This window comes from Streptomyces sp. L2, from assembly GCF_004124325.1.
Classification (GTDB): Bacteria; Actinomycetota; Actinomycetes; order Streptomycetales; family Streptomycetaceae; genus Streptomyces.
The window spans coordinates 2,888,769-2,900,254 of sequence record NZ_QBDT01000001.1 but is presented as its reverse complement, the minus strand read 5'-3'; the positions used below and the strand labels follow the sequence as shown (position 1 = coordinate 2,900,254).

General features: G+C 75.3%; 10 protein-coding genes. 5 read left to right on the top strand and 5 right to left on the bottom strand.

What is annotated here, in order from left to right; all coding sequences use genetic code 11:
- The first annotated feature begins 77 nt into the window (after positions 1-77).
- Positions 78-917 (top strand): phosphotransferase, encoded by an 840-nt coding sequence (locus DBP14_RS36025; protein WP_164992320.1) that lies wholly within the window; start codon positions 78-80, stop codon positions 915-917.
- Between the two features lie 193 nt (positions 918-1,110).
- Here the strand turns inward: DBP14_RS36025 and DBP14_RS12360 are convergent, their stop codons facing one another.
- Positions 1,111-2,343 carry a helix-turn-helix transcriptional regulator gene (locus tag DBP14_RS12360; protein ID WP_129307296.1) on the bottom strand — a complete coding sequence of 411 codons (1,233 nt, stop codon included), beginning with the start codon at positions 2,341-2,343 and terminating at the stop codon, positions 1,111-1,113.
- A 210-nt stretch (positions 2,344-2,553) separates the two neighbouring features.
- On the opposite strand from DBP14_RS12360, the gene DBP14_RS36020 reads away from it, so the two are divergent.
- From DBP14_RS36020 to DBP14_RS36005, 4 genes are all read left to right on the top strand, one after another.
- Entirely contained in the window at positions 2,554-2,712 is a 159-nt protein-coding gene (locus tag DBP14_RS36020) for an LxmA leader domain family RiPP (protein WP_164992319.1), read from the top strand.
- A gap of 30 nt (positions 2,713-2,742) precedes the next feature.
- The gene (locus DBP14_RS36015; RefSeq protein WP_164992318.1) at positions 2,743-2,889 is read left to right on the top strand and encodes an LxmA leader domain family RiPP; all 147 of its coding nucleotides are present in this window, start codon (positions 2,743-2,745) and stop codon (positions 2,887-2,889) included.
- Between the two features lie 213 nt (positions 2,890-3,102).
- A complete protein-coding gene (locus DBP14_RS36010; RefSeq protein ID WP_164992317.1) occupies positions 3,103-3,270 on the top strand; it encodes an LxmA leader domain family RiPP in 168 nt (55 codons plus the stop codon).
- 31 nt (positions 3,271-3,301) lie between these two features.
- Positions 3,302-3,451 carry a hypothetical protein gene (locus tag DBP14_RS36005; RefSeq protein ID WP_164992316.1) on the top strand — a complete coding sequence of 50 codons (150 nt, stop codon included), beginning with the start codon at positions 3,302-3,304 and terminating at the stop codon, positions 3,449-3,451.
- A gap of 104 nt (positions 3,452-3,555) precedes the next feature.
- Here DBP14_RS36005 and DBP14_RS12355 read toward each other — a convergent pair whose 3' ends face one another.
- The 4 genes from DBP14_RS12355 to DBP14_RS12340 form a co-directional block, all read right to left on the bottom strand.
- Complete coding sequence (locus DBP14_RS12355; RefSeq protein WP_129307295.1) at positions 3,556-4,893, bottom strand: hypothetical protein; 1,338 nt, start codon at positions 4,891-4,893, stop codon at positions 3,556-3,558.
- A gap of 124 nt (positions 4,894-5,017) precedes the next feature.
- Positions 5,018-7,963, bottom strand: coding sequence for a LuxR family transcriptional regulator (locus tag DBP14_RS12350; protein ID WP_129307294.1), 2,946 nt, complete (start codon positions 7,961-7,963; stop codon positions 5,018-5,020).
- Positions 7,964-8,183: 220 nt separating this feature from the next.
- Positions 8,184-8,387, bottom strand: a complete 204-nt coding sequence (locus tag DBP14_RS12345; protein ID WP_129307293.1) for a hypothetical protein — start codon at positions 8,385-8,387, stop codon at positions 8,184-8,186.
- A gap of 59 nt (positions 8,388-8,446) precedes the next feature.
- Positions 8,447-11,458: a type 2 lanthipeptide synthetase LanM family protein gene (locus tag DBP14_RS12340; RefSeq protein WP_164992315.1), complete on the bottom strand. Its 3,012-nt coding sequence runs from the start codon at positions 11,456-11,458 to the stop codon at positions 8,447-8,449.
- Positions 11,459-11,486 lie beyond the last annotated feature (28 nt).

Below are 11,486 nucleotides of genomic sequence, written 5' to 3'. Positions count from 1 at the left end.
GGGCGCGTCGGCCCGGGGCGGCGCGGGAGGCGCCGTTGGGGTTGCCCGGTGAGAGTTGGGCGGGGCGGGTGCGGGCGGTGTCCGCGGCGGCGCCGGTGGGGCTCGCGCTGGCCGCCCCCGATGCCGTACAGGAAGGCGTCCTGCGGTATCGGGCGCCTGGAACGCGGTCGGTCGCCACGGTGCTCCGGGAGGACCAGCGGGACCCGGACGCCCAGCGGGCCGTACGGGATGCCGTACGCGGACTGGGTGCGACCCTGCGGCTGCTGCACGCGAGCCCGCCGCCCGGGGCGGAGCCCGAGGCGCCCGGCGTGCCGCCGGCCCCCGCCCGGCTCGCCCGGTGGCTGCGCACCGGAACCGGCCCCGGCGAGGCACCGCGTCTGCACGCCACGGCCCGGTCCCGCCTGGGGGACCGGCGGTTGCGGCTGATCGCCGAGTGGAGCGAGCAAGCCGCGCACGGACCGGGACCACGCGTCCTGCTGCACGGCGGCCCCGCCTTCGGCAACCTGGTCCTGCCGACGGGCTCCGGGCGCCCGGCGCTCTTCACCGGCGAGGAACTCACCCTCGGCTGCTGGGAGTTCGACCTCGCCTGGCAGCTCGCCGAGATCGCCGAGATGGCCGCGGGCGCACGCTGGGGAGTGTGCGGCCCCGCCGACTACCCGGCGCTGGCGCGCGCCCTGCTGGAGGGCTACGGCGCCCAGCCCTCCCCAGTCGCCGCCCACCGCGCCCTCGTCATCCGCAGCCTCACCCACGCCCACGACTTCGCCTCGTACGTCGTCTGGCACGAGCAACTGCTCGTCTACCTCGACCTCGTGGCAGAGGCCATGGACGCCGCCGAGGAGACGACCGGGAAACCGGAAACCCGGAGCGCCTGGGACGCCGTGCGCGTGTGCGCGGGGCCGTCGACGCCGGTCCGCTGAGCGCTGGGCAAGTTCCGTCCAGGCAGGGCCTCTTGCATCCGCTCCGCGGGGCCGTCGACGCCGGTCCGCTGAACGTTCGGCAAGTGCCCTCCAGACAAGGCCCCTTGCATCCGCTCCGCGTGGCCGTCGAGTCCGACCGCTGAACGCTCGGCAAGTGCCGCACAGGCAGGCCTTTTTCATCCGCTCAGGCCGGCTAGGCCCCCTTCACCGTTGCCTCCGCGAGCGCCTTCCACGCGCGGGCGGCGACGTCGAGGTTGCCGGAGCGGGTCGCCTCCTCGGCGATGCGGCGCAGCTCCGCCGCCGCCGGTTCCCCCGCGCCCGCGGCCAGTTCGGCCTCGTGCAGCAGGATCTCGGTGCGGACGCGGTCGTGGTGGCTCATGGTCCCTGGCTCCGCGAGCGCTTCCCGGCACAGTCCGGCCGCGCCGGCCACATCACCCCGCCGGAAGGCGATCCGCGCCTGAACGGCCCGCAGTTCCGCCGGATGCCCGGCCGCCCCGTCCATCATCGCGAGCGCCGTCTCCGCCTCCCGGCACCAGCCCTCCGCCTCCGCCGTCACCTCCCCGCGCACCTCGAGGTGCGCGGACACCGCGGCCAGCCGCAGCCGCGCCCACAGCAGCAGGTCGGCGCGGGCGTCAGCGGCCCGCAGCGCCTCCTCCAGCAGCGGCAGCGCCCTGTCGTGCGCGTCCCGCGCCGCGTGGACCGTCGCCGCCGTCCACAGCGCGCGCACCCTGCGCCCCCCGGACGCCCCCTCGACGTGTTCCAGCAGCAGGCCGGCGTGTTCGTCCGCCTCGCCGAGCCGTCCCGCCTCGACCTCCGCAGCCGCGAGCGCGGCCAGCGCCTCGGCCTGGTCCGCCGCCGTCGCGCCCTGCGCGGACGCTAGCGCCTCGCGGCCCTCAGCGACGGCCGCCTCCGTGTCGCCGAGCACACGGTCGCAACCGGACAGCGCCGCCAGCACCCGGACCCGCAGATGCGTGATCCCCGCCTCCTGGACGACCGGCCGCAGCCGCTCCAGGGCGTCCCGTCGCGCGGGCACGTCACCGAGCCGTTCGTGGGCGCGGGCCAGGTGCCAGAGGACCTGCCAGGCGTAGGCGGGGGAGACGTCGGGCAGGGCGGCGCATGTGGTGAGCAGCCGTACGGCCTCGGCGGGCGCGCCGTCGTCGAGCGCGGCGACCGCGGCCGCGAGCAGGGCGGGCGCCCGGTCGGTGGCCGCCGTGCCGGGCGAGATGCGGAAGACGTCCACCGCGATCCCCAGCCGCTCCGCCAGATGCGCGGCCGCCTGCGGCGTGACGGCCCGGCCGCCCGACTCCAGCCGCGAGACGTAGCTGGCGGACACCTTGGGGCCCACGAGGTCCGCCTGTGACAAGCCCCGCTCGACCCGCAGCCTGCGCAGCAGCCGGCCGAACTCCGGTTGGCCCAACAGTTCCATGCGCCGTCCATTCCGCGTCCGTGTCAAGGAGTGGGAGCCAGCTTACGGCGACGACGGCCACGCCAGCCCTCCGGTTCGCATTGTGATGACAAATATAGTCACGAAACTTGACTCTGAGATGTCATGGGGCGTAAAAAAGTGGTGCACGGCCCGCCGGGGTTGCCGGGGGCCGGGTCCTCACCACTGTTCCGACGTCAGAAGGAGACACCCATGTCCGCCCAGAACCTGATGAACGGTTTCGACGCCTACACCGACGCCGAGGAGCTGGCCGCCCAGCCGACGACGGTGACCAAGGAGGAGCAGTCGATGTCGCTCGCGATCACTCTCGTGACGATCAGCGTGGTGCACACCTACGACACCGGCTGCTGAGCCCGCCGCCCGCACCAGGAGGCCTGAGCCATGACCGCACACGATCTGGTCGAGGGGTACCGCACCTTCGCCGACGCCGAGGAACTCGCGGCGTCTCCGGCGGGGGAGTACCTCCCGACGACCACCATCTTCACGATCAGCTATCCCACGACCGCGACCCCGACGATCAGCAACTAGCCGGCGCCGTCATGTGAGTGCTCGATCCAGCGCATTCCCTCAGCAGGGGCAGGAAGCCATCAGGCTCTCTGCCCCTGCTTGGCGTTCCCGGGAGGTCGGCCGGTATAGAGAATCTGACAGATGTTGTCATGGCTCTTGACTCTTGATTGTCATGCCCGTAGAAATGAGATGTGCCCGGGCGACGGGCATTCCGACACTACGAAGGAGACTCGCATGTCTGCTCAGGACCTGATGAACGGTTTCGCCGCCTACACCGACGTCGAGGAGCTGGCCGCGCAGGCGACCACGGTGACCAAGGAGGAGGCGTCCCTGAGCATCGGCCTCAGCCTCAGCTTCATCAGCGGCGTCAGCGTCTCGCTCACCGCCGAGCACACCTGCTGACCGACCACCACACGGAGTTCGAGGAGAAGTCGTGAGCGAGCAGGAACTCATCGAGGGCTACCGGTACTTCGTGGACGTCGCGGAACTCGCGGCCTCTGCGGAGCGGGAACTGCCGACGACCTCGATCTTCTCGTACGTCACCACGACGTGCACCGGCACCGTGGCGACCGTCAGCGTCTAGCCGACGGGGCGCCACCGGGGGGCGACGAACACTGAGGGGCAGGAGGGCCGACAGGCCTCCTGCCCCTCAAGCGTGCGTAGGTAGGTGTGAATACGGTCAGCCGGTCAGGCGGACGCCAGTGCCGCGTGCCGCGCCGCCGCCCGGCTCACCCCGGGAACGTGGCCCTTGCGGGCGAAACACAGACCGGCCAGGCACACCTCCCGGCGCGCGTCCTCCGGGCGGCCGGCCCACCGCAGCGCCTCCGCCCGGTCCAGCCGGGCCAGCGCTTCCGCGACCGGGGAATCGGTCACCACCGCCTCGGCCACGGCCCGGTCCGCCGCCGCGACCGCCTCCGCGAGCCGACCCCGGCCCACCTCACGCTCGGCCCCACCGGTTTCCCCGGGCCGGCAGCCGTCCCCGAGCCGCCGTACACCTCCCGGGTCCATCTCCACCGGCTGCCGTCCGCCGGCCGGGTCCGCGTCCCACTGTCGTACGCCCACGGAGGCCACGTCCACAGGCCGCCGCTGTACGCCTGCCGGGGCCGTGTCCTCCACCCGCCGTACGCCCTCCGGGTACAGCTCCCCCCGCCGTCGTACGACCGCACGGTCCACCGCTTGCCGCAGGCGTTCGAGGCCGAGCGGGGCCGCTGCCTGCGCCGCCTCCTCCAGCAGGTGGAGGGAGCGGTCGTGGTGGCCGGCCAGCGATTCGACCTCGGCCGTCAGGAGCGGCAGCAGGACGGCTCCGCCCGCGCAGTCGACCTCCGCCGCGGCGGCGCGGGCCTCGGCCAGCGCGGCCCGCGCTTCGGGTCCGCGTTCCCGCATGGCGTGCAGTATCGCCAGTGGGCCGGCGAGGACCAGTCGGGCCGCCGGCCGGCCGTCGGCGTGCTCCGCCCACAGGGTCCTGAGCCGGAACACGGCGGCCGACACCGGCTCGGGGCCCTGCCACAGGGCGACGGCCAGGATCCGCAGCGCCTCGGCCCGTTCCGGCTCCCGCCCGGTCCACAGCGCCTCGGCCCGTTCCGGCTCCCGCCCGGTCCACAGCGCCCGCCGTGCCGACGCGGCGGCCTCGGCGTACCGGCCCCGCCGCAACGCCTCCCGGGCCGCGTCGAGCGGGGCGCCAGGGCATGCGGGATGGGCGGGGCATGCGGGATGGGCGGGGCATGCGGGATGGGCGGGGTTTGCGGGGCCGGGAAGCGCCCCCGGCAGAGCGTGGCCGACGCGGCCGGCGGGGTCGGGGAGCGCCCCCGGCACAGCGCGGCCGGCGACGCTCGGCGCCACCGCGTCCCGGCCGGCGCCCACGGTCCACAGCGCGAGGTCCACCACGGCCGCCCGGTGGGCCGGGGGCGCGGTCCGCGGCCGGAAATCGCGGACATCGGGGAACGGCGGCGCCGCGAGCGTGCCCGGCCGCGCCCCCCTCAGTCCCCGCCTGCCCGGCCACAACCCCACCGTCTCGCCGAGTGCCACGACAGCCCCCTCCTACGCGTCCCTGCCCGTCCCTGCGCTTCGGACGCGTCCATCCTCCGGCGCACCGCCCCCCGAAACATGGGGGAACTGGCCCCAGATTCGGGCCGCCGTGGTCAGCAGGTCCTCAAGAGGCCCCCGGCACCCCGCGCGAGAGCAGTTCGCGGGCCCGGTCGAAGAGGGTGTCCCGGTCCGGGAGGCCGGTCTTCTGCAGGAGACTGGCCACGTGCTTCTCCGCCGTACGCGGGGAGATGTGCAGACGGGCGGCCAGCGCCTTGTTGCCGAGGCGTTCCGGCATGAGCTCCAGCACCTCGTACTCCCGTGCCGTCAAACCCCGTTGGCGCAACGGCTCGGGGATGCGTTCGGTGCCGGACCGGCGCTGCCGTACCGGTTCGCCGAGCCGGCGCAGCAGGGTGCGGCAGGCGGCGGCCACCGGGCCCACGCCGGCCTGGTGGAAGTGCTCCTCGGCCTCCCGCAGCCATGCCTTCGGCTCGCCCCAGCCCTCGACCGCCGCCGGTTCGGCGACCAGCCGCAGCCCCAGGCAGCGCGCCATGCCGAACACCCGGCCCGCCGCGCCGGCGCGGGCCATCGCCGCCGTCACCGCCTCCGCCTGCCCGCCCCGGCCGGCCAGCACCGCCTCCGCCAGCGCCAGGAAGTGCCGGTTCCACCGCATCCGGCCGCTGTTGGTGGCCGCGACGGACCGCACCCGCTCCTCGCCGGCCCGCCCGGCGAGCACGTCGAGCAGGACCCCGAGGCCGTGCTGTCCGTCGAGGTGGAACGGGGTCTGCCGGCGGCTCCGCTCGGCCGTCACCCGGGCCAGCTCCTGCTCCGCCGCCGGCCGGTCCTCCTCCAGCAGGGCGCAGAACGCGGCGCCGAGCCCGTGCACCTGCGACGCCTCCGCCGACTCGTCCCCGGCGAGCGCGGTGAACTCGTCGAGCGCCGCCCGCATCTCCTCCCGCCGCCCCCGGTGCGCCGCCAGGACCACCCGCGAGGTCAGCACGTAGTGGGTCACCGCGACCAGCTGCAGCCGCCGGCTCTCCGCCAGGCACGCGGCCAGCTCCCGCTCGGCGCGCTCGAACTCACCGGCCAGGACGGCGCTCAGGCCCAGCACCGCCGCCGCGTTCTGGGCGAGCCCGATGGCACCGCAGCGCAGCATCTCGGCGTGCGCGTGCCGCAACGGCCCGGCGTCCCCCTCGGCCAGCCAGGCGTTCCCGCCGAGACCGGTCAGCGCGTAGTTGCGCCACATCGGCAGCCGGTGTGCCACCGCCGCTTCCAGCGCCCGCCGGAAACACGCGTCCGACTCGGCCAGGTCCCGCTCCCGGGCGGCGTACCCGATGGCGTACCAGCCCTGGCAGATCACCGACGGCAGCGGAACGCCCGCCGCCAGCTCCACCGCGCTGCGCGCCAGCCGGTCGCACTGGTCGAGCCGGTCGGGCGCCGGACTCAGGATCGCCAGGTAGGCGGCGACCGCGTCCAGCGCGGCCAGCTGCTCCGGGCCGGCCACCCCGGGGGCCAGCTCGCGGGCCGCCGTCACCTGCGCGTGCCCCTCCGCCCAGTGCCCGGAGACCTGTGCCGCCCAGGCCAGCCGGATGTGCCGGTCGATCCGCCGGGCGCGGTCGCCCGGCGCGTACAGCGTCAGCTCGTCGACCACACCCACCGCCTGCTCGAACTGGCCGTCCTCGGCGAGCGCGTGCAGCAGCGCCTCCAGCAGATCGCGCCGCACCTCGTGGTGCGCGCTGCCGCCGCGAGCTTGCGCGAGGGTGGCCCGGGCCCGCCGCAGCACCGCCGTCGCCGAACCCGGTGCCCCATCCGCGGTCGCCCGGCGCCCGCACTCGACGTACAGCCGCGCCGCCTCCACCGGCTCACCCGCGAACTCCCGCAACCGGGCCGCCAACTGGCACCACTCGCCCGGCAGGCCGGGATGCGCGGCTTCCGTCTCCTCGGCCGCCCGCCGTGCCAGCGCGGTCAGTTCGTCCGCGGCGAGCCGGCCGCGCAGCGCCTCCAGGGCGAGCGGGTGCGCGAACGCGTACCAGCCCGGCTGGTGTTCGTCCCGCACGAGCAACTGCGCCTCGACCGCCGAGCGGACCTCACCGAGCAGCGCGTGGTCCGGCAGGCCCAGGACGCGGCGGACCAGCGTGAGCGGAAACCGCCGGCCCAGCAGGGCGGCCACCGACAGCAGGCGGGTGACCTCGTCCCCGAGCCGGTCGGCGCGGGCGCCGATCACCCGCAGCAGCGTCGGTGGCACGGCGGCCACGGCGGTCCCGGCCGGCCGCCACACCCCCTCGTCGTCCACCAGGTCACCCGAGGTGATCATGCTGTGCAGCAGTTCCTCGACCATGAGCGGGTTGCCGCCGCTGTCCTGCCACACCCGCTCCGACGCCCCGTCGGACAGGCACTCCGGGCGCGTCTCCAGACAGGTGGCCATCAACGCGTGCACCTGCGGCCGGTCCAGCCGGGGAAGCGTCAGTACGGTGCCGTCGCCGCGCCGGGTCAGCTCGTCGGCCAGCACCGCCGCGCCGCCCGCCCCGGAGCGCAGCGTGGCCAGCAGCAGCACCGGCTGCCCGGCGAGGTTCCCGGCCAGGTACTCGACGACGGCGAGGGTCTCCGGGTCCGCCTCGTGCAGATCCTCCAGGGCCAGCACACAGCCGTGCTCCCGGCCCGCCAGGGTGGTCAGGCGCAGGATTCCCTCCGCCAGCACCACCAGCGAGGCGTCACCGCGCGGTTCCTCCCGCTCGGCCCACTCCGGTACGAGCCTGCCGAGAACGGGACGGTACGGGCCGAGGTCCGCCCACCGGGCCGGGTCCAGGCCGCCCCGGGTGGCCGACAGCAGGGCCTCGGCCAGCGGCCGGAACGGCACGGCCGGCCCCGTACTGCTGCCCCGGCCCCGCAGCACCGGCATCCCGGCGGCCGACGCCGAGTCCAGCGCCTCCCGCAGCAGACGGGACTTGCCGATACCGGGCTCGCCCGCGAGGAACACGGCACCGCCCCTGCTCCGCCGGGCGTCGTCCACATACGTGCCCAGTGTCGCGAGTTCACTCGACCGTCCCACCAGGACGGCTGCACGGGTACGCATGCGCGGATTGTAACGTCCGCCACAATTCCCGGGGTTGGCGAAGGCCCCGGCGGTCCCGCCTCCGTGGAGACCGGACCTGCCGGGGCCTTTCGCGGTGCCGTGCGTGTGCCGCTGCCGCGTCTTCAGCGGATGCTGGGACTCTTCAGCGGCTGCGTGGCGCTCAACGGCTTACTGGAACTCCTCAGCGGCTGCCGAAGCTTCTCAGTGGTGCTGAGCCCTTTCAGCGGATGCTGACGATCGTCGGGGTCGGGAAGCCGGCCGCGCTCGCGCCGAGCACGCACGCCCCCACGGTCAGCCCGGCCAGGATTCTCGACCGCCGCCTGCGCGCCGCGGCCTCTGTCCCGGCACCGTTCCCCGCCTCGGCCTCGTCGAGGGACTCCTCGGCCGGGGTGTACTCCGACTCGTTCATCATGTTCTCGTCCATGGCGATTCCTTCCGGTTTTATGTGCGTGTGTTGTCCGTGTGCTGGTAGTTGTCGGTACGTCAGTGGGGGCGGCCGGGGCGCAGCAGGAGGACCGAGGGGACCTCCCCGGGGTCGTACAGCCGGAGCAGGCCGTAGCCGATGCCCGCCGTGCCGTACAGCAGGCCGGGCGTGGCAACGTGGTCCGGGGTGGCGCAGCGCGCGCCGTCCCGCTCGACCGCCTCGATCAGGCGCCCGCCGGTTGCCAGACGGAGCCGTCGCGCGCCCGGCCGGCCGGACTGCTCCAGCTCGATCAGAGCCTCCACCACGCCGAGTTCACCGTGGCAGAGCGACTGGTCGGCCAGGGGAGGCCGGTCGGCGACCGCGCCGAGGAACCGGTGGGCCAGGGGCGTACCCGCCGCCTCGCCGCCCAGGGCGAGCACCGCGCCCGCCCGCCCCCGGCACCAGCCCAGCTCCCCCGAGCCCCCGCCGTCGGCCGCCCACTCGTCCGGGTCGCCCCCCGGACGAGTGAACGCGGCCGACGGTGTCCCGGCGCCGGCGCGGGAAGCTCCGCGCCCGCCGCCGGGACGTATCCCGCCCCCCTCCCGCAGCCCCAGCGCCCACCGCACCCCCGCGGCGCCGCTGAGGAAGCCGGGCTCCCCGTCACCCTGCCCGGCGTCCACGGCCTCGGCCAGCCGAGCGGCGAACTTGTCCGCGAGGCGGGCGGCTTCGGGATCACCGGTCTCGGTGTGCACGGCGTGCAGCGCGGCGAGTCCGCCGGCCAGACCATTGCCCACACCGAGATCCTGGTCGGGGGCGTCGGCCGCCGCGGCCAGGGCGGCCAGGGCCGGCCGGAGCGCCGCGCGCAGGGCGTCGTCGTCCAGGAGTCCGGCCAGCCGGACGAGGCCGTAGCAGATACCGCCCAGCCCGAAGTAGCCGCCGGGGCCGACCCCTTGGGCCAGCACCGGGTACCGGGCCAGCGCGCCGACCAGGTCCGGCAGCGCCCGTGCGGCGTGCGCGGCGACGGCGCTGTACCGCTCTACGCCGGTGAGCGCGCCGAGTTGGGCCAGGAAGAGGGCGGTGCCGGTGTAGCCGTCGGCGAGTCCGCCGCCGAGCTGGGCGACGGTCCAGGAGGCGCCGTCGTCCAGGGTCTCCAGCCCGATCCAGTTGGTGCGGGTCGCGTTGTGTTCGGCCCGGGTGAGGAGGCCTTCGGCGAGTTGGCGGGCTAGGACCAGGGCGTCTTGGGCTGGGGTGTGCCGGGTAGCCGCGGCGCCGTCGTGGCTGGTCGCGCCCGCGCGGCGGAGCCGCATGATGTCTTGCCCCGCGCCCCTAGGGAAGTTGTCCTTGGCCAGGGTTGTCAGGCGCCGGCACTCCCTGTCCCCCTTTGTCGCCAAGGTCGCCGCGATCACCCAGTCCTGTTGGGCGAGGTCGGACGGGGACATGCGGGCGATCTTGGCGTGGGCGGCTTCGAGGCCGGAGGCGGCCGGGGTGAAGGGGAGGGGCTCGCCGCGGGAGGTGGTGAGGAGGCGGCCGTCGGTGCGGCCGGTGAAGAGGGGCAGGTCGCCGCCGAGGAGGTCGGCACGCTCGTACGGCTCCAGTTCCCGCAGGTGGGGGAGCCCGGTCTCGGCGGTGAGGCCGGCGAAGGCGGCGACGTGGGCCTCGCGGGAGGCGAGGTGTTCCGGGGCGACGGACTCGGCCAGCATCGTGGCGTAGACGTGCGAAGGGCGCATCACGACGCGCGTCGGCTGCCCGGCGAAGCGTGCGAGTACGCCGTCCGCACCGGTCAGTTCCTCGGCGCCGGCCAGCACCGCGCGGTAGCCCAGCGCGAAGCCGGCGCGCAGGCTGTCGCCGTGGTCCAGTGGTTCGACGGTACGGCCGTGCAGTGTGGGCCGGTTGGCGCCGCCGGGAGCGGGAGCGGGCCGCCGTACCAGGCGCAGGGTGTCCGTGCCGAGCCCGGCCCAGTCCCGCACGCTCAGCGCGGCAGCGTCCGGGCCGCCCCCGCCGAACGCGGACACGTCCACGTCCCCGGCGTCCGTCGACAGCAGCCACGGCAGCAGCCCGGTCCGCGCGACCGAGTCGTCCAGGGCGGCCGGCGCCGGATCGTCACCGACGTCGGTACGGGGCTGCCAGGCCGGATGGAACAGCGTCTCCACATCGACGACGACGGGGTGCGCGCCGCAGGCGATGACGTTCTCCGCGTGCAGATCGGTCGCGTCGATGGCGTGGCACAGTGCCAGCAGCGCACCCTGACGCCGGTAGAACAGCGCCACCTCGGCCTCGTCGGCGCAGGGCGCGGGCGTCACGAACTCGGCCCAGCCGTAGTCGCCCCGGGGCAGGACGGTCACGCCGCGCGGCGCGAGGTCCGGCAGGGCCGTACGGAACCAGTCCAGCAGGCCGTTCCAGCACTGGTGCAGTCCGAGCGGACGCGGCTTGTAGACCAGGCGCCGCCCGTCGGAGAACCGCAGTACCGCCACCGAACGGCCGCCCCCGTGCCGGTCCCCGGCACCGAGGTCCACCCCCGTCAGCCGCGCGGTGCCGGCGTCGGGAAGCAGCCCGTGCTCCAGCACCGCCCGGTCCGCACGCAGCCGGTCCAGCAGCTCGGCCAGGGCCTGCGCGGTGCCGTACGCCTCCCGCGCGAGCAGGCCGGGCAGCACCGGGTAGCTGGCGAAGAGGCGGGTGAGCGCGGTGCGACCACCGAGACCGCCGAGGAAGTCGAGGTACCGCTCCCGTGCGGTGCGCCCGCGCAGCCGCCCCGCCGCACGGGCCTCGTCCAGTTCCCGCACCAGCACCCGGCCGGCGAGATCGGCCAGCCGCTCGGCGAGACCGCCCGCGACGCCCGCCCACACCGCGTCGAGATCGACCCCGGGGTCCGCGGGCGGCCGTCGGCACACGAGGGATCCCGCCTCCGCGATGAGCGAGCGGAAGGGGTAGGCCAGTTGGCGCAGGGTGCCGGTGTCGGCCGGGTCCGGCGCCGAGGGCTCCTCGGGCACCGCGTCGAGGACGACGTCCCGGAGTCCGGCCGGGTCCTCCACCACCACCGGTCCGACGCCGGCCGGTGACGGCGCGCTCTTCAGGGCTGTCCGCTGCTCGCTCACGCCCTGAACCATGTCATCGGCGCACCCG